18 protein-coding genes and 1 tRNA gene are annotated in these 18,867 nt (G+C 47.8%); 18 read left to right on the forward strand and 1 reads right to left on the reverse strand.

The genetic code is table 11. From position 1 onward, the window contains the following. Window positions 1–147 precede the first annotated feature (147 nt). The 8 genes from SPK40_RS03400 (at window position 148) to SPK40_RS03435 (ending at window position 10,048) form a co-directional block, all read left to right on the forward strand. Window positions 148–2,241, forward strand: coding sequence for a TonB-dependent receptor domain-containing protein (locus SPK40_RS03400; RefSeq protein ID WP_330959433.1), 2,094 nt, complete (start codon window positions 148–150; stop codon window positions 2,239–2,241). Between the two features lie 247 nt (window positions 2,242–2,488). Next, window positions 2,489–3,472, forward strand: a complete 984-nt coding sequence (gene pheS / locus SPK40_RS03405; RefSeq protein ID WP_248140393.1) for a phenylalanine--tRNA ligase subunit alpha — start codon at window positions 2,489–2,491, stop codon at window positions 3,470–3,472. Between the two features lie 20 nt (window positions 3,473–3,492). Then, the gene (gene pheT, locus SPK40_RS03410; protein ID WP_330959434.1) at window positions 3,493–5,877 is read left to right on the forward strand and encodes a phenylalanine--tRNA ligase subunit beta; all 2,385 of its coding nucleotides are present in this window, start codon (window positions 3,493–3,495) and stop codon (window positions 5,875–5,877) included. A 441-nt stretch (window positions 5,878–6,318) separates the two neighbouring features. Continuing rightward, window positions 6,319–6,615, forward strand: coding sequence for an integration host factor subunit alpha (ihfA, locus tag SPK40_RS03415; RefSeq protein ID WP_248140391.1), 297 nt, complete (start codon window positions 6,319–6,321; stop codon window positions 6,613–6,615). Window positions 6,616–6,874: 259 nt separating this feature from the next. Next, the gene (locus SPK40_RS03420; RefSeq protein WP_330959435.1) at window positions 6,875–7,921 is read left to right on the forward strand and encodes a succinylglutamate desuccinylase; all 1,047 of its coding nucleotides are present in this window, start codon (window positions 6,875–6,877) and stop codon (window positions 7,919–7,921) included. Window positions 7,922–8,078: 157 nt separating this feature from the next. Next, complete coding sequence (gene btuC / locus SPK40_RS03425) at window positions 8,079–9,071, forward strand: vitamin B12 ABC transporter permease BtuC (protein ID WP_330959436.1); 993 nt, start codon at window positions 8,079–8,081, stop codon at window positions 9,069–9,071. Window positions 9,072–9,077: 6 nt separating this feature from the next. After that, window positions 9,078–9,860 carry a vitamin B12 ABC transporter ATP-binding protein BtuD gene (gene btuD, locus SPK40_RS03430; protein ID WP_330959437.1) on the forward strand — a complete coding sequence of 261 codons (783 nt, stop codon included), beginning with the start codon at window positions 9,078–9,080 and terminating at the stop codon, window positions 9,858–9,860. A 114-nt stretch (window positions 9,861–9,974) separates the two neighbouring features. Next, window positions 9,975–10,048 (forward strand) — tRNA-Cys (locus SPK40_RS03435). A 74-nt stretch (window positions 10,049–10,122) separates the two neighbouring features. On the opposite strand, the gene SPK40_RS03440 is transcribed toward SPK40_RS03435, so the two are convergent. Beyond that, window positions 10,123–10,437 carry a high-potential iron-sulfur protein gene (locus tag SPK40_RS03440; RefSeq protein WP_330959438.1) on the reverse strand — a complete coding sequence of 105 codons (315 nt, stop codon included), beginning with the start codon at window positions 10,435–10,437 and terminating at the stop codon, window positions 10,123–10,125. Between the two features lie 299 nt (window positions 10,438–10,736). Here SPK40_RS03440 and SPK40_RS03445 point away from each other — a divergent pair, with 299 nt between their 5' ends. The 10 genes from SPK40_RS03445 (at window position 10,737) to SPK40_RS03490 (ending at window position 18,847) form a co-directional block, all read left to right on the forward strand. Then, a complete protein-coding gene (locus SPK40_RS03445; RefSeq protein WP_330959439.1) occupies window positions 10,737–11,402 on the forward strand; it encodes a haloacid dehalogenase-like hydrolase in 666 nt (221 codons plus the stop codon). Window positions 11,403–11,536: 134 nt separating this feature from the next. Then, complete coding sequence (locus tag SPK40_RS03450) at window positions 11,537–11,971, forward strand: hypothetical protein (RefSeq protein ID WP_330959440.1); 435 nt, start codon at window positions 11,537–11,539, stop codon at window positions 11,969–11,971. Window positions 11,972–12,151: 180 nt separating this feature from the next. Further along, the gene (locus tag SPK40_RS03455) at window positions 12,152–12,562 is read left to right on the forward strand and encodes an ester cyclase (RefSeq protein ID WP_330959441.1); all 411 of its coding nucleotides are present in this window, start codon (window positions 12,152–12,154) and stop codon (window positions 12,560–12,562) included. Window positions 12,563–13,142: 580 nt separating this feature from the next. Then, the gene (locus tag SPK40_RS03460) at window positions 13,143–13,745 is read left to right on the forward strand and encodes a helix-turn-helix domain-containing protein (RefSeq protein ID WP_330959442.1); all 603 of its coding nucleotides are present in this window, start codon (window positions 13,143–13,145) and stop codon (window positions 13,743–13,745) included. A 284-nt stretch (window positions 13,746–14,029) separates the two neighbouring features. Beyond that, on the forward strand, window positions 14,030–14,830 hold the full coding sequence (locus tag SPK40_RS03465; RefSeq protein ID WP_330959443.1) for a transporter substrate-binding domain-containing protein: 801 nt from the start codon (window positions 14,030–14,032) through the stop codon (window positions 14,828–14,830). An 88-nt stretch (window positions 14,831–14,918) separates the two neighbouring features. Beyond that, window positions 14,919–15,524, forward strand: a complete 606-nt coding sequence (locus tag SPK40_RS03470) for a beta-phosphoglucomutase family hydrolase (RefSeq protein ID WP_330959444.1) — start codon at window positions 14,919–14,921, stop codon at window positions 15,522–15,524. A 125-nt stretch (window positions 15,525–15,649) separates the two neighbouring features. Then, window positions 15,650–15,982, forward strand: coding sequence for a hypothetical protein (locus SPK40_RS03475; RefSeq protein WP_248140382.1), 333 nt, complete (start codon window positions 15,650–15,652; stop codon window positions 15,980–15,982). A gap of 165 nt (window positions 15,983–16,147) precedes the next feature. Then, complete coding sequence (locus SPK40_RS03480) at window positions 16,148–17,770, forward strand: peptide ABC transporter substrate-binding protein (RefSeq protein WP_330959446.1); 1,623 nt, start codon at window positions 16,148–16,150, stop codon at window positions 17,768–17,770. A 375-nt stretch (window positions 17,771–18,145) separates the two neighbouring features. After that, window positions 18,146–18,448: an antibiotic biosynthesis monooxygenase family protein gene (locus tag SPK40_RS03485; RefSeq protein ID WP_248140380.1), complete on the forward strand. Its 303-nt coding sequence runs from the start codon at window positions 18,146–18,148 to the stop codon at window positions 18,446–18,448. Between the two features lie 15 nt (window positions 18,449–18,463). After that, window positions 18,464–18,847, forward strand: a complete 384-nt coding sequence (locus SPK40_RS03490) for an amino acid-binding protein (protein ID WP_330959448.1) — start codon at window positions 18,464–18,466, stop codon at window positions 18,845–18,847. Window positions 18,848–18,867 lie beyond the last annotated feature (20 nt).

Genomic DNA, 18,867 nt, shown 5'->3' on the forward strand with positions numbered 1-18,867 from the left:
ATAGAATCCCCGCACTTTTCGTTCTATGCAGTTTATTACCTATTAAGCATGTTGTTATTTAAAGTAAGATTATGTTCTGTCGCTGTTTTTCTGGCGGTTTCATCTCCTTTATCTATTGCTGCACCATCAACGTATGACGAAGCCGGGATGGAGACGATTGATGTCATTGGTACGCGTATGGCCAGGCCGGTTGTGCTGACAAAGCCAGGTGAAGTCACCATGACCCTGAGTGAAATTGAAGAGCTTCAGCCCACAAATTTGGCTGAATTGGCGGATGCAATACCGGGCGTGAATCTGGATGGCGGCGCACGCTCCAGCGGCGAGCGAATCAGCATTTGGGGCTTCTCTGATCCGGATGATATCAATGTCATGGTGGACGGCGCGCCCATTGGTTTTCAGCAATATCGTTACGGTAGTTTCTTCTTTGATCCAGCCTTGATCAGCGAAGTTTATCTGACCAAAGGTGCCCATGAAGTGCGTACCGGTAATGGTGGCTTTGGCGGCACCATGCAGCTGACGACCAAAGACGCGTCCGATTTCTTGCGTGGAAACGATACTTTTGGTGTTCGTCTGCAAGGCGGTTACAACACAAACGATGAATTGGAACGTTACAGTGCGACTGCGTACGGCATGCTCGGTGAAGACTGGCAATTTTTGGTCAATGGTGTTTTTCGCGAGTCCAGCGACGTCACGCTCGGGAATGGGGAGACACTGGATTATTCAGCTTATGAGCAGCACAACATGCTGGCGAAGCTGAGTTATGAAAACCTGGAGCACCGGCTGATGCTCAGCCACAGCCGTTACAAAGATACAGGCCAGAAACCCTGGGCAACCCGACGGGGGGGCATGCCGGAAATTACCGATCGTTTGATTGAGAAATACGGCTCTTATGATGCAGCCTTATATGCATACACAGTCAATAATACCTTCACGGACGAGACAACCACCTTTAATTATCAGTATTCTCCGATCAGTCCTTGGGTTGATGTCGAGCTTGTCCTTGCCCACTCGAAAAATGAGCGCCATTGGGTACGGCCGGATATCGCATGGGACAAGATGTACGTCAGCGTAGGTAACTATGGTCATGAATCCTGGCTGAGTTATCGACGTGACTACGCCAGCCTGACGAATACCGCCACATTGGGTAAGCATGTGGTCGAAAGCGGTCTCCAGTATAAATCGATTGATCGAAACTCTCATGTCTTCAATAAAAGTGCCGCGAAGAACGAGAAAAAGAATTTCGGCTATTACACACCGTATTTTGAACCTTCCGGGACGCAGGATACTTATTCCTTCTACATCAAGGATGACTATCACCTGACCGATCAATGGCTGATCACACCTTCACTTCGTTACGATTACATCGTGAGTGAAGGGAAAGAGAATCTGGCGAGTGATTACAATGATCCCGATGCCGGGCATGATTACAGCAAAGTCTCACATCGTGGCTGGAGCCCTCGACTGGCGGTGAATTATCAGTGGCTGCCGACCACAGCGTTTAATTTTGCTTACGCTTACAGCCTCAAGGCCCCCAGTATTGATGATATTTATTCGGTCCAGTATGCCCGTGCGAGTAAAGCAATCAGCAGCAGCCGGGATCTGGAATTGGAGCGAATTCATGCGTACAAGCTTGGCGTGCTGCATCAGGAGAGAGGTTTTGTGGCGGCAGGGGATCATCTGGCTGCTGAACTGACATTGCACTGGAATCAGGCTGAAAACGATGTTGCACAGCGCCGTGGTGAGAAGTCGACTGAACAGTTGCAGGGCTGGCGCACGAATCTGGATGGTTACCATATTTATGGTGCGGATTTCCGGGCTTTTTATCGCCTGAACGGCTGGTATACCGATCTGTCAGCCAGTGTACTGAGAGGGAAACATGAGGGTCCTCTTGCTGACAGTACCGGCACGAATGAATACCTGCCGGGTATTGCACCGCTCAATGTCAATCTGGGCCTGGGATATCAATGGTATGAAGGGCTGACAACAGGCTGGAAAGTTCGCTGGTACGACGGACAGCACCGGACGCCGCCCGCTGACGATCTGTTTTACCTCTCAGTGAAAAGTGAATCTTATACGTTGCAGGAACTGTATGCAGAATGGCTGCCCATGCCATCAAATCAGGATTTCATCACACGTCTGACGGTGAAAAACCTGACGGATCGTTACTACGAACCTTATCTGGCGGCAGGGGTGCCGGGTGCAGGGCGTGATATCCGGTTCTCTGTTGCCTATAAATGGTAAGCACACTGCGAGATGTCCATTGCTTCCGGCCCCCTCAGTTGCAGGAGGGCCGGGGTGCTGACAGTGCAGACTTTGCAAAAAGGGACAGATTCCAGCTTTTTAGGCTCCAGGCTGGTAATTTTTTTAAGCAAATGCACCGCTAAGTGGCGATTGCGTTTGGATTTAGCATCAGCTTTCATTAATATGTATCGTTACGCGAATTTATCATCTCCCTTGAAGGATGCCACCTTGTGTGGATGAGGAAACGATGCAACATCTAGAAGAGATTATTGCCAACGCAACGGCAGCGATTGAGCAGGCTGAATCTGTCGCCGCTCTGGACGAAGTCCGTGTCCAATATCTGGGTAAGAAGGGTGACCTGACCCTTCAACTGCAAAGTCTGGGTAAATTGCCACCTGAAGAGCGCCGTGAAGCTGGTCAGCTGATCAACCAGGCGAAACAAGCTGTTCAGCAGGCAATTGCCGCTCGTAAAGACGCTTTGCAACGCGCCGAACTGGAAGCCAAACTGGCTGCAGAAACCATTGACGTCAGCCTGCCGGGCCGCCGCATTGAGAATGGTGGTCTGCACCCGGTTACCCGTACAATGGAGCGTATTGAAAGCTTCTTTGGCGAACTTGGCTTTACCGTTGAATCCGGCCCGGAGATCGAAGATGGTTTCCATAACTTTGATGCGCTGAACATTGCCAAAGATCACCCGGCTCGTACCGACCACGATACATTCTTCTTCAATCCGGATCTGATGCTGCGTACGCACACTTCTGGTGTACAGATTCGTACGATGGAAGCGAGTCAGCCGCCACTGCGTTTTATCGCACCGGGCCGTGTATACCGTAACGACTACGACCAGACCCATACGCCAATGTTCCATCAGGTTGAAGGGATGCTGGTTGATGAAAACGTCAACTTCGCACAGCTGAAAGGCATTCTGCACGATTTTCTGAAAAACTTCTTCGAGGAAGATTTGGAAATTCGTTTCCGTCCTTCTTATTTCCCGTTTACAGAGCCTTCAGCAGAAGTCGATGTGCGTCGTAAAGGCGGCAAATGGCTGGAGATTCTGGGTTGCGGTATGGTTCACCCTAATGTACTGCGCGCTGTAAACATCGACCCGGAAAAATACTCAGGCTTTGCCTTCGGTATTGGTGTCGAGCGTCTGACCATGCTGCGTTACGGCGTGAACGACCTGCGTGCATTCTTCGAAAACGATCTTCGTTTCCTGAAACAGTTCAAGTAAGCATTAGGGGCTAGCAAATTATGAAATTCTCTGAATCTTGGCTACGCGAGTGGGTTAATCCTGCTAACAACAGCGAAGAACTAGCTCACCAGATCACGATGGCGGGCCTGGAAGTTGACGGTATTGAAGCTGTCGCAGGCACCTTTAACGGCGTGAAAGTCGGTCAGGTGGTTGAGTGTGGCCAGCATCCTGACGCCGACAAATTGCGTGTCACCAAAGTTGATGTGGGTGAAGAAGAACTGCTGGATATCGTTTGCGGTGCACCAAACTGTCGTCAGGGTCTGAAAGTTGCGGTAGCAACGGTAGGCGCTGTACTGCCGGGTGACTTCAAAATTAAGAAAGCGAAACTGCGTGGTCAGCCTTCTCACGGCATGCTGTGTTCTTTTTCTGAATTAGGTATTGATGTTGACTCCGACGGCATCATGGAACTGCCGGAAAGTGCCTTGATCGGTACTGATTTCCGCGAATTCCTGAGCCTGAACGATGTCATCATTGATGTTGATCTGACGCCAAACCGTGCAGACTGCCTGAGCATTGCTGGCCTGGCTCGTGAAGTCGGTGTCCTGAACCGTGCTGCGGTCACTGAACCAGCATTTGAAGTCGTTGCACCTGCAATTGACGACAAAATTTCCATCGAAGTGAAAGCGCCGGAAGCTTGTCCGCGCTATCAGGGCCGTATCATTCGCAATGTGAATGTGAAAGCTGAATCTCCTCTGTGGATGACGGAAAAACTGCGTCGTTGTGGTGTTCGTTCAATTGATCCAATCGTCGATATCACCAACTATGTCATGCTGGAGCTGGGTCAGCCGATGCATGCGTTTGATCTGAACCAGATCGATGGCGGTATTGTGGTCCGTATGGCAGAGCAGGGCGAGAAGCTGACGCTGCTGGACGGGACCGAAGCTGAACTGAACAGCGACACGCTGGTGATTGCTGACCAGTCGAAAGCACTGGCGATGGCCGGTATCTTTGGTGGTGAACACTCAGGTGTGAGCGCAGAAACCAAAGATGTGCTGCTGGAATGTGCGTTCTTTGCACCAGATGCAATCCGCGGCCGTGCACGTAGCTACGGTCTGCACACCGATTCTTCTCACCGCTTTGAGCGCGGTGTGGATGCGGCATTGCAAACAAAAGCCATGGAGCGTGCGACTGCGCTGATGGTTGAGATTTGCGGTGGTGACGTTGCGCCGATTGTTGAAGCTGAATCTGAACAGTCTCTGCCTCAGCAAAGCAGCATTATCCTGCGTCGCAGCAAACTGGACAGCCTGCTGGGCCATTTTGTTTCCGATGAAGACGTGGTTGAAATCCTGAGCCGTCTGGGCTGTATCGTTGAACCAACAGATACTGGCTGGCGTGCGGTTGCGCCATCATGGCGTTTCGATCTGGCGATTGAAGAAGATCTGGTTGAAGAAGTTGGCCGTATTTATGGTTACAACAATATTCCGGTTCAGTCTCCAGTGGCTGCGCTGAGCATGAATCTGCATCAGGAAGCAAATCTGCCGCTGAAACGCGTACGTGATCTGCTGGTTGATCGTGGTTATCAGGAAGCGATTACGTACAGCTTTGTTGAGCCAGAGCAGCAAAAATTGATCGTTCCTGAAATCGACGCCATTATTCTGCCGCATCCTATCTCTGCTGAAATGTCAGCGATGCGCCTGAGCCTGTGGCCTGGTTTGCTGAATACTGTTGCGTTCAACCAGAATCGTCAGCAGCCGCGTGTTCGTCTGTTCGAATCCGGTATGCGTTTTATTCCGGATGAGAATGCAGAAAACGGCATTCGTCAGGAAACGATGCTGGCAGGTGTGATTGCCGGTGCACGCAGTGAAGAACACTGGGACATCGCGACAAACACGGTTGATTTCTTCGACCTGAAAGGTGATCTGGAAGCGATTCTGGAACTGACAGCGAACGCTGACTTTACGTTTAAAGCAGCCAAACACCCGGCTCTGCATCCGGGTCAGTCTGCAGCGATTATTGTCGATGGCCAGGAAGTCGGCTTTATCGGTACGGTGCACCCTGAGCTGGAGCGTAAGTTCGATCTGAATGGTCGTACAATCGTATTTGAAATTGAGTGGACTGCAATTGCAAGCCGCGCAATCCCTCAGGCTCAGCCTGTTTCCAAGTTCCCGGCAAACCGTCGTGACATTGCTGTTGTGGTTGCAGAAGATGTAGCTGCTGGTGAGGTTCTGGCAGCTTGTCAGGCACATGGTGGTGAATTGCTGACTGATGTTAACCTGTTCGACGTTTACCGTGGTAAAGGCGTTGAAGAAGGTAAGAAGAGTCTGGCGATTGCTCTTTACCTGCAATCCGCTGAGCGTACGCTTGAAGAAGCGGATATTCAGGGGGCAGTTGAAGCGATTGTCGCCGTACTGGGCGAACAATTTGGTGCGAGTCTGCGTGATTAACCCTCTGTAATCACTTGAGATTTGATGAAAAAGCAGCCGCAGAGGCTGCTTTTTTTTGATTTTTTTGCAGACAGAGCTAAGATTCTGATAAATAGTAAGAATTCCTTATAGCTTTCATTTTGTCAGTCATATTGACTGATACTTTTGTTATTTTTGGTATTTATTGTTGTCGATTTGCAAGTTTAAGCACAACAAGGTGCATGTTGTCATGCTTTTCCGGTATATATATATCGAGGGTTTGACAATAAGTTTGCCTAAAAAAGTTGGCGGAAATCAGCGAGTTGGCATAAACTTGTCACTAGTTAAGGTCAGGCACTGAAGAGAAGGCTATAATGCATTTAAATGCATATCGCGGTGTTTGTCTTGTAATGACTAATTCGCAGTAAGCATGTTGATGAATATGTTTACTAATCGTTCAACACAGTCTTGAGGGAGTTATCTATGGCGCTCACAAAAGCCGATTTGGCTGAGAACCTGTTTGAGAATGTGGGATTAAGCAAACGGGACGCCAAGGATACGGTGGAAGTCTTCTTCGAAGAAATCAGAAAGGCACTTGAAAACGGCGAACAGGTGAAATTATCCGGTTTTGGTAATTTTGATCTGCGAGACAAAAATGAGCGGCCTGGACGAAACCCTAAAACCGGTGAAGATATTCCAATTTCGGCACGGCGAGTGGTGACCTTTCGCCCGGGCCAGAAGCTTAAAGCACGCGTTGAGAGTATCAAAATCGAAAAGTAAGCGGTTTAAGTTAGTAAGAACCCAAGTAAGACGATTCGCTTACTTGGGTTTTTCATTTTATGGCCTCAGTCTACCTTCGTCTCATTATTACCTGCCATCATCAAGATATTGTTGAAACTATGTAGCCAAGATGTATAGTGAAATCAGTTTATTTCACTGATTTTATGACAGCATGTGGTTTTATTGGTTATTTATTCTTTATGTCTGCATAAAACAATCTTGATTTAAGTATGCCGATTGCACGGACGAGGAGGTCATGATGGCTTTGGTCAAGGCAGTAAAGGAAGGAGAGTTTCTTTCCGCAACGTTGGATTTAACACGACCTTTTGAAGCCGGAAAATGGCAATTAGACAATGGTGTCAGCTGTGAGCTGACCGCGCGTGGTGTATTAACCGTGACACCGCCTTTACTGTCAGTAGATAGTAAAGATATTATTCTGTCCTCCGGGGTTCACGGGGATGAAACAGGGCCAATTGAGCTGCTTCAGCAACTGGTGAAAAAAATTATGCAAGGGGAGCTGCTCCCTAAGCATCGACTCCTGTTGATTATCGGTCATCCTGAAGCGATTAATGCGCATACCCGTTTCATTGATGAAAATATGAACCGCCTTTTTGCAGGCATCAACGAAGAGAGTAATGTTGATCGCCGGCAGGCGAATCTACTGATGCGAGCCGTAGACGACTTTTACCAGAACTCTCCTCTGGAAAACGCCGAACGATGGCATTTAGACCTGCACAGTGCGATTCGTGAATCCGCTCATTATACGTTTGCCGTCAGCCCTTACAGTGAAAAGAAAACCCGGGGACTGGCGCTGTTCAATTTCCTGCATCACGGTGAAATTGAAGCCATGATGTTATCGGGTTCTGCATCGCCAACATTCAGCTGGTACAGTGCGCATTATTACGGTGCTCAGGCGCTGACAATGGAACTCGGGCGGGTCGCACGGCTGGGAGAGAACGATCTTCACCGGCTGGAAGCCTTTAACCAGGCGATGCTGGCACTGGTGTCAAAGGATTCACTGGCGGCTTATGCAGGTGACAAAGAAGTCTGTGTTTATCGTGTCACCCGCACACTGACCAAACAGACAACTGATTTTTCTTTTACTTTCCCGGCAAATCAGGCCAATTTTACTTACTTTGCTGAAGGCACAGTGCTGGGTCAGGACAACGGGGAAACTTATGTCGCAGCTGAAGGCGGGGAATCGGTTGTCTTTCCGAATCCAAATGTCGCCTTGGGACAGCGCGCCTGTTTGCTGGTACAAAAAGCAGACATTGAGCTGACGGATCAGGTCCGGGCGAAAGTCTGATTCACAGACTCTCAGCAATGGGTGATGATTGCCCATAGCTTTAAAACAAGTGTTGTCCGAGTATAAAAGCAAGCCAATTGTTCTGGCTTGCTTTTCATTTATTAGCAGACACTGTATGTTTCCTTTCTGACTCCATCACACGAAAATAATCGAATTCATGCACTTAGAGCGTTTTTTACAGCGACGGCAATCTCAATGGAAATTCAGCGTCTGGCTGGTGGTTCTGTTGTTGATTGGCTGTAGTTTTTTGTCGCTGTCCGTCGGTGAGATTTGGGTGCTGCCTTGGTTGCCTCAGGGTGATCTGGAAAAACAGTTACTGTGGCAGATCCGATTTCCCCGTCTGGTCGCAGCAATGGCTATTGGTGCCGCGCTGGCTGCATCCGGCGCTGTATTACAGGTTCTTCTTGGCAATCCGTTAGCAGAACCCGGTGTCTTGGGCATATCCGGTGGTGCCAGTCTGGCTTTGGTCTTGATGCTGTTTTTGCTGCCCTGGGTGCCAGGACCCTGGCTGACGATGATTGTCGCGATGTCGGGCGCATTAGTTTTTACGCTGCTCTTGGTCAGTCTCGCCAGAGTCAGGCGGGTCTCAACCACGCGTCTTTTACTGATTGGGGTCGCGCTGGGTATTTTGTCCGGTGCTGTGGTGACCTGGGCATTCTATTTCAGTGATGACCTGAATCAGCGTCAGCTGCTGTACTGGCTGATGGGGAGTGTGGGTGGTGTCAGCTGGGGGCAGCTCAGTGTCCTTGCGATTTTGCTGCCAGCCCTGATCTGGCTCTGCACACGCGGTAAACAACTGGACATTCTGATGCTGGGAGAAATTCATGCGCGTCAGCTGGGTCTGGATGTCTCTGCGCTTCGCTGGCGTTTGATTCTGGTCATTGCTTTGCTGGTCGGCGCTGCCGTTGCTTTGGCCGGTGTGATTGGGTTTATTGGACTGGTTGTTCCGCATCTGCTGCGCTTGGCGCTGGGGACAGAGAACCGTTATCTGCTGCCGCTTTCTGCTGGCTTTGGCGCGTTGCTGCTGGCTTTGTCCGATGTACTGGCAAGAGTGGCGTTACCGGCAGCAGAACTGCCGGTTGGGGTCGTGACAACGACGCTGGGCGCGCCTGTGTTTATCTGGATGCTGCTGCGTTCGCAGGCCGAGTAATTGAAGATGACAGATAAGACAGGACAAGAAGAAATCCTCCGGGTGGACAATATCGCGTTTGATACCAGATTGTTGCCACTCAGTTTTTCGGTCCGGCGGGGCGAAATTGTCCATTTCATCGGTCCGAACGGGAGTGGCAAAAGTACAGCGATTCAATGCCTCTCCGGATTATTTCACGGTTCAGGGCAGGTCATGCTGGCGGGTGAAGCGCTTTCGTCGATGGACTTGCATGACATGGCCAGATATCGCAGCTATCTCCCTCAGCAGGATAAGCCCGGTTTTGCAGTCGGGGTGTATCAGTATCTGCGACTTGCGGTGTCTGCCATTCCTGATGCCGAGGCGGAACGTGTTCATCAGGCGATTCTGGAGATCTGTCGCCGTTTGTCGATTGAAGATAAGCTGTCACGACATATTCAGCAGCTCTCTGGCGGCGAGTGGCAACGGGTCAGGCTTGCAGCGGCCTGTCTGCAAATCTGGCCGGAACTGCATTCAGAGGGGCGTCTGCTGCTGCTCGATGAGCCGGCAACCGCATTGGATATCGGTCAAGAAGCGGCTTTGTACCGTCTTCTGGCCGAGCTGTCGGAGCAGGGGATTGCGGTTGTCATGGCCAATCACGATCTGAACCGGGCACTACGGCATGCCGACAGTGTCATCATCCTCAAGCAGGGATCCTGTGTCGGAAAAGGGACACCTGAGCAAGTGATGACCGTGGAATGTCTTGAGCAAACCTTCGAGACAACCGTTGAGCAGGTTCATCTCCATGACCGGGTCGGACTGTTTTTTGGCTGATTCCTTTCATTTGGCGGAAGATTCGCCAATTGATTCGGGCCGATGAAGAAAAGGCTTGTACTTTTTATCAGGATTTGGATAATGCGCTTCGTCTTCTGAGACAAGCTTCAATAAGGCGCGTTGGCAGAGTGGCTATGCAGCGGATTGCAAATCCGTGGACCTCGGTTCGACTCCGGGACGCGCCTCCATTCGATATCTGTTCTGAAATTCTATCTTTTCCAAAATCGGGTGGGCAAAAGCCCGCGGAACGGGCTTTCCGGAATCATGCAGGTTTGGCTGTCCAGGCTGCGCACCATCCTTCTACATTCACTAATTTACCCGGGAAAACTGAGCAGGGGCGCCATTCATCACCTTCGTTGCCCTGGAGTAACATGCAATTTCCGCAATGTTTGTCTGCATGAGGTGATTTGTGCGTATAAGTCAGCGCCGAAGCCTGCGGATCATCCTCTTCCAAGTGTGGGAGCTCTTCACTGGCCAGAGCTTTTCTCTGCAAGATTTGATCACCCAGTGTGATACCAATGATTCCTGCCATGGTCAGACGCAGGAAACGTCGGCGGTCTGTTGAAGTTTTCATCATAATTATCCTTTGATTGCTTCATTACTCACATATGGCTCGCTTCTTGAGGCGAACGGAATAATTGTGGGAAAGAATCTGAAATATCGCTAAGAAATCACGATGTTAAATTTTTGTTGATAAGCATGCGGTTTGTGGTAATCCCTTGCTGTGTTCTGAACACGCAATGCATCTGATGGCACGATAAGAGTTTGAGTCGACTCAAAAAGTAATGAAGTTTAACAAAATTGTTATTGAAACATTTTGTTTACATCTTCATGCTGTACGGCGCAATCTCCCAAGATATAAACAAAGGTATTTTGATGAATCTGTTGTTAGTTGATGTGGACGGTGCGCTGGTGAATGCGCAGGGAATCGACATGAGCTGTTTTCTTCAGGCAATTGAAGATGTGCTCCACATTACTTTAGATAAATCGCGTTATCAGGAAAAAGGGGTGACTGATTCAGCAATGCTGGATGACATCTTGCGTCAGTTCCCGGTGGAAACAAGCCGGTCCATCATTCATCGTCAGGTGGAGCAAAAGTATCTGGACTATTTAGCGGACAAACTGACTTCGCTTCCGGCAGAGACTGTGCTCAGCAAAGGCGCACGGGAATTCCTCGAGCTGATGGGGACTCGTCAGGACACCCATGTTGCGATTACCAGCGGCGGCTGGGCGGCAGTCAGCCGCATGAAGCTGAAAGCGGTTGGGATTGATGTCAGTAAAATGACGTTCGCCTCATCATCTGATGCACCAAGCCGGACTGAGATTATGGCGCTCGCTGCATTCAGGGCCAAACAGGATTCCGGAATGACATTTAAAAGACGGATTGTATTTGCCGAAGGGGAGTGGAACCAGAGAGCATCTCAGGAGCTGGGGTATGATTTTGTGGCCGTTGGCAAGAAACTCAGCCATCATACCCACATTCCCAGCCTGTCTTATTATCAGGCTGCATTATCCAGACTGAACATGAGTGATCCGCTCTGAATGATATCTGACTTGTATTATTGACGGTAACACACCTCTCAGTTGCTTTGGCTCTGAGAGGCCATCACCAAAGCTGGCACAATCAGCACAATACTGGTGCGGCGGCAGTTGAACTTATCAGTATGATTCTGCACATGACTTCTTGTTTTACCTTTGGCGTACCCCGCCAGGACAAAGCGAAACGTTGCGTGATGAGAAAATTTTACCCGTGCATTGTGATTTACTGCCTGCTGTCAGCGAGTAGCTTCGTCCGGGCAGATGATACGAAGACATACTGTTATGCCACACCCGATTCAGTCAGCCCTGATCTGTCGCAGATTATGTCTGTGAATACACCGGAAACAAGTCTTCTCATTTTTCAGTCGATGCTGCCTCAGGCAAGCCGATCCCATGATAAAAGCGCATTCGTTGATTTGCTGGGCGTGATTGCGCACAACTATTTCTTAATAAAAGATCCAGAAAAAGCAAAGTTTTACCTGAGGCAGGCTGAGCTCTTTCTCTCAGATGCATCTGATCAGGCGAAACAGAATTTGTCTGATGTTCGCCGGATGTGGCATGCACAACGCTAACTTTATTCATTGTCAGTAAATTTGATATTGTGCGAAGAAAATTTGCAATAATAAACCCCGACATAGGATTTGATGCAGGTCTAGTATAAATTGAGGCAGCATTTTAATGTCACAATTTTCGCAGCATTCGAGTCTGTGTAATACGATGTCCCGATGAATTGAAGCGGAGCTGTAACTGAGATGACAACAAGGGAATGGGTCGATGCCTGGTTCCAGGATATCTGGGCAAATGCCGATAGTAACAGTCTGACCAGATACGTCTCCGATCCTTTCATTTTTCATTTGCCGGGCGGCCGCAAGCAGCAGGTCTCCCATGAGAGTTACCTTTCCTACCTTCAGTTATGGCGGCAAAAATTTAAATCAGTTGTATTCTCTATATCTGATACCGTCTGTCAGCCTCCGCTAACTGTGGTGAGATATCGCTGTCAGGCTCAATACCTGGGCGGCTGGCTGAATATTCCGGGCAAAAAGCAGGTCATTCAGATGACTGGTATGATTCAGTTTCGGCTGGAAGCGGGTTTCATCACTGAATGCTGGTTAGAGGACAGCAGTTTTGACCTGTATCAACAGTTGACGGGCTACCTGAAGTAGGAGTCAATGGGATCTCAGATGATACTGAAAAACGCCTTTTAAACAAAAATATAGCCTTCCAAGACCGCATTTCTAAGCTTCGCTGTCAGACTTTTTTGTCTTTTGGTCTTTTTTTGCGACAAGTCAGCACTGTGAAAAAAATAGACTTATTTGTGATAAGTGCTTTAATTATTATAATTATAAGTACTAAAAAATGACATCATTCATATGACGGAACTATGTCAACTGACTGAAGTCTTACTCATAGCAGACTTTCAAATAATTGATGCTTATATTTGAAACATTTCGGAAAGACTGGATTAATTTAGTTTAATGAACCTTAATTATTTTAAGTAAATACATTTTTGCCCTGATATTCATACGTATTCTTATAAATATTTTTTTATTCATCGACAAGGAGTGTCAACCACCATTCATGTACATATCAATTGATGTACATGGGAATATGACACGAGTAGTTTAAGGTGAATGTGTGATTTGGGTTAGTAGTAGTCATCATGACAAGCAGGTAGAAGCGAAAGAAAACCTGAAACTTTCGCATAAGGTCGTCGAGATCTCTCCGTACGAGTTATTGTCATCAATGACAGGGCAGGAACTTGTTTTTCTTGAGGTCATTGACTCGACATCGGAAGGATTTGAATTGCTGCGGGCAGTGAAAACTCGCTTCCCTGCCGCAAAGGTCGTTGTCGTCTATCATAATCTCGACGGAAATCTGGCGTTGAACGTCCTCCGGGCCGGTGGTGAAGATGTATTACCGGCGAATGCGAGCCGACAGGAACTGGAAGAATGTTTCAGCCGCCTTCATACGCATAACATCGAAGCTGATATTGAGCCAGGATTCGAGAATCGAGAGATGTCGATCCGACCGGCACTCAAGATCATTGATGAAAACCTCAGCTCACCGTTGAGGGAAGAGGACTTAGCAAACGCATGCCAGTATTCTCCGACCTATTTTTCGCGTTTGTTCCACAGCATCATGGGCGTGACACTGAAGCAGTACATTATTAAGAAACGTTTGGATCTTGCCTGTGGATTGCTGAGTTCAGATCGTGAAAAAATATCTCAGATTGCGAACTCGGCAGGCTTTAAAGATGTTTCATATTTTTCGCGAGTGTTTAAAAAGCACATGGGCTGCTCTCCGGGTGAATTCCGAATGAGAAAACACAATCTGAACCACAATTAATGTTGGTGCTCACGTTCGGGGAAAATAATCACCTTTGCAATCAAGCGAAAGAATATTCCTTATATTGTGTTTCCTGCATTACAACAGTAATGCAGTTTTTTTGATGTGATTTCTTATTTTTGAGAAAACACCTTACTTCAGTGACTTTCATTTCATCATTCCCTCTGATGTTGTACTTCTGAGACAGAATTAACTTGTCTGCCACAACAAATTTTTACACAGACAATGCTATCTTTAATTCAAAACATAGTGAAGATTGCGCTGTTGTTTCCGGAGGTGTCCTGATGAGGCTTACCTTGTCCTTCAAACTGCTGTTTCTGGCTTTTCTGTTGTGTATCGTGATGATAAGCCAGGCTCATGCTGCTTCAAGTCGTTTACAGAAAGTGATGGACAGGGGGGTACTCCGCGTCGGAACCACTGGGGACTGGGGACCCATGACTATGCGGGATCCCGCAACAAATTTCTACAAAGGGTATGACATTGATATCACGACAGAGCTGGCGAAAGATCTGGGCGTGACGGTGGAATATGTTGCAACAGACTGGAAAACACTGGTCAGCGGGATTGTTACGGAGAAATATGATCTGACCGGCAGCGCAGCGCTGAATATCAGCCGGGCGAAAATCGTAGGCTACAGCCGTCCTTATTACTATCTGGGATTTGTGCCGGTGACGCATCAATCAATTCAGAGTCGTTTCAGGTACTGGAGCGACTTTAACGCATCTTCAGTCACTGTGGCATCGCGTCGGGGCTCTGTGGAAGAAATGATGGTGAAAGAGTTTTTCCCGAAAGCCAGACAAGAAGTGGTTGAGAGCGGCAAAGCGTATCAGGCGCTGTTGTCCAATCGCGCTCACGTGATTGTGACTTCTAATATTGAGGCTGCCACACTGACCAGCCGCTTTGCACAGCTGGCTGTGCCCAATGTCCGGGGCATGCGGCGAGCGACACCTCTGGCGATGCTGTTACCTCGTGATGATCAAGTCTGGATTAACTTTATTAACCATTGGATTGAACTGAAGAAAACGCAGGGTTTTTTCGATCGGATCGCCGAGAAATGGGGATTGGTGGTGATGGATATCGAGTGACTTTTCGCCGGTAAGCGTTGAAAACAGATCTGGATCTGAAAAGGCACTTTAAGCCAATATGGAAGATGTGTTGATTTGGAGGTTAAGGATGGATCTGTCTCAATATCACGGTCTGATTTTCGACATGGATGGCACTTTGATTGATTCAATGCCTGCGCATCTTAAGGCCTGGCGTGCTGCGTGTGAACAGTTTTGTATTCCGTTTGATCCGAAATGGCTGATGAGTCTGGGAGGCTCTCCGACAGTCAAAACCGCGCAAATGATGAATGAAAAGTATCAGCTGCAGCACAGTGTTCAGGTAGTCGCAGATACAAAGTGGCAATTCTTTGAAGCCCTTGAGCATAAAGGGGAGGTGATTCCGGCCACCTTTTCGCTGCTGATGCGCTACCGGGGGGAAAAGAAAATTGCCGTCGGCACAGGCTGCCGAAAGTCCAATGCGCTGGAATTACTCTCAATGACGGATATTCTTCCCTCACTGGATGCACTGGTCACCGCGGACGACGTCCGAAATCACAAACCTCACCCGGATACTTTCCTCGAAGCTGCTCAACGAATCGGCCTTGTGCCTTCTCAGTGTGTGGTGTTTGAGGACACTTCTCTTGGACGTCAGGCTGCACTTGCAGCAGGCATGGATTGTTTTCTGGTGGTTGACGGAAAAATTAAAGAGTTTACATCGGCTTCTTCCCTGGAGTGATACATTAGATTTGTCTAAATTTATGATTCCATGCGAAATATTTTTGATTCAGTAGCAGGAAATTGATGCGATTTATTTACGACCGCACTACAATCTAACTGAGGTATATAAAAAAGGAGATGATCGTGAAAGCCTTAATTAGTCTCGCTGCAGTTTCAGCGGTAATGCTTGCGGGTTGTAGTGCATCGGTAGATGAAAGAGCAAATGACTTTGTCGATGTGAGCTACTCATTGTGTGCTGCCAAAGTGCGGGCATTCTCTCAGGGGGATGATGGCAAGATCCGGGTCGTCTGTGAAAATGACAGCTATTTCTCTGTGAAGAGTCAGCAAACACTGACTGTGATGAATGAAATCAACGGTGCATACTGTCAGGGCAAGGGCTTCAGCCATTTCAATGAACGTTCGGAATACTACACTTTTACCTGTCTGAATGACAAAAGTTTTAACATTCCCAAGTAATTGATTGAAAAGAAAAAAGCTTTGCTTTTGGCCAGACCTGAATCATTTTGAGGGTCTGGCATCATTTTATCTAGTCCCCGCACTTTCTATGGATCGCTGAAACAGGCGTACATCAGACACAAGGATTTCAGGTGTTGATGGGATAAAGACCGAAGGGAACTCGTCTTGAATCAAAAAATTCTGATTGCTGGTTTTGCGCTCACCGCAGTTTTTTGTTCTGTTTCGGTGACGGCTGCCGTTGTCCCTGACGGCGTCAAACTGGCAAAAACACAGCATCTCGTCCGTGCCAATGGCGCTGAACCCAGTACGCTTGATCCGGGATTTGTCGGTTCAGGCAGTCCGGGCGATGTGATCGTTAATGATCTGTTCGAGGGACTGGTGATCGAGAACCTTGACGGTGAGATCATCCCGGGACAGGCAGAATCCTGGTCAGTTTCCGATGATGGTAAAACGTATCGCTTCCAGTTGCGTCCCGGCTTGCAATGGTCAGATGGCACAGCTTTAACTGCAGCAGATTTTGTGTTTGCCTGGCGTCGTGCAGTCAATCAATCAACCGGGAACAATACCGGTTTTAATCTGGCTACAGCTAATATCCTCAACACGAAAGCTATTCTGAATGGGGAGCACCCCCCTGAAGCGCTCGGTGTGAAAGCGCTCAATTCTCATCAGCTTGAAGTCACTCTGTCCCGGCCGACACCTTACTTCCTCAGTTTAATGAGCATTAAAACTTTCTTTCCGGTACCGGCACATGTTGTCAGCCAATTTCCGGATAGCTGGACCCGTCCGGAGTATTTTGTTTCGAATGGTGCGTATGTTCTGAAATCCTGGGTACCGAATGAACGAGTAGAGGTGGCCCGGAATGAGCGCTACCGGGAAAACGCCTCTACTGTGATTAACGGTGTGACTTATCTGGCGTTATCGTCGCAACATGCTGAGTTATTGCGATATCAGGCTGGCGAAATTCATATGACGAACCGGGTTCAGCTTGAGTATTACCAGAAGCTGATGAAAGAAAACCCGGAACAGTTAAAGTCATTGCGACTGCTGGGGGCGTATGTATACGCGTTCAATACCCAGCAACCACCATTTGATAACCCGGATGTGCGCCGCGCCCTGACGATGGCGATTGACCGGGATGTGCTGGTGCAAAAAGTCACAGGGCAGGGTGAACCGGCCGCATTTTCTGTGGTGCCGGACATTATCCCGAATTACAGGAATTATACTCCGGCGTATCAGCTGATGCGGCATGACGCACGAATGGCAGAAGCCCGTGACCTGCTGACGAAAGCGGGTTACAGCCAGACGAAGCCTTTAAACGTGACGCTCACGTACAACACCAGTGAAAACCACAAGAAACTGGCATTAGCCATTGCTGCGATGTGGAAAACACTCGGTGTAAACGTCGCACTGGAAAACATGGAGTGGAACGCTTATCTGGCCGCGAAAGCTGCTGGAGATTTTACTGTTGCACGTTCTTATGCTTTTGGTGACTATGCTGAGCCTTCATCTATTTTGAACAGTTTTACCTGTGGTCATCCCGGGAACGAAACCGGGTTCTGTAACCCGGATTTTGATGCACTGCTGAAGCAAGCGGCCGATGTCTCTGATGAACCCACACGGTACGGATTGTATCGTCAGGCGGAGCAGATTCTGGATAAAGCATCACCGGTCATGCCTGTTTATTATTACAACCACACCAGACTGGTCAAAAGTAACCTGAAAGGTTTCCCGCGTAATAACCCGAAAGGAAATATCTACGCGAAGGACATGTACTTCGTTGCCAAATGACTTAAAGAGCTTGTTTTTACAGGCTTTTTTATTGCTTGATAATTCCCTCCAAAACGACAGTAAGTTCTCACGACCATTACCAAGTGGAAAGCATTGTGAACCTTAGTTCGCTGTAACTTTTTGTGTTTCAGATATTTTTGAAGTGGGTGTTGCTTTGAGTAATCACGTAAAACGAAATTGGACAAAACTTCTTAGAGTTACAACTTAATTTAGTCAACCACGAATTAGCACAGATATGGAAAACTGTGTTGTTTGTAAACTCTCCTCTCCTGAACAGTAATCATACGACAACCATATTTCGGTCATCAACGAAGTATCTCTTTTCCAAGTCGCTATAGTACCAGCAACAATTAAGTGACATAGATAGGGAAAGTCATGATAGCCGTATTATTTGAGGCAATGGCGGTTGCCGAAAAGAGAGACCGATATTTCCAGTTGGCAGAACAGTTAAAACCACTTCTCAGTGATATCGATGGCTTTATATCAATCGAACGTTTTCAAAGCACAACTAACCCAGACAAGTTTATATCCCTATCCTGGTGGAAAGATGAAGAAGCAATCAAGCATTGGAAGAAAAATGTACAGCACAGGCTTGCTCAAGACGAAGGGAAATCTTCTATTTTCTCTGCTTACAAAATTAACGTTTTAACCTCAACTCGAGAATATTGTTCTCAATAATATAGAGATAGAAATATGCATGATATACATGTGATTTTAAAAAATAGTCCCGGAGAATTATCTCGTTTTGGAGAAATCCTTGGAAGGAATGGAATTGGATTAGAAGGCGGGGGCGTATTTGTTCATGAAAATCATAGCCATGCTCATTTTCTAGTTGAAGATGGAGAAAGGGCTAGGGATGTTCTTACTGATAATGGGTTTGAAGTAAAGGGAGTCGTTTCTCCACTTATACGAAAACTCAAACAAGAACAACCAGGTGAGCTTGGTGCGATAGCTAAAGCGTTAGCGGATAAAGGTGTTAACATTATTGTTCAGTATAGTGATCATGATAATCGGTTGATACTTGTAACTGATAACTATACATTGGCCGAAAATGCAACGGTTGATTGGGCAGTCTAAACTTGAGCAAACAAAGTATC

Source organism: Photobacterium sp. 53610 (assembly GCF_036409375.1).
Taxonomy (GTDB): Bacteria; Pseudomonadota; Gammaproteobacteria; order Enterobacterales; family Vibrionaceae; genus Photobacterium.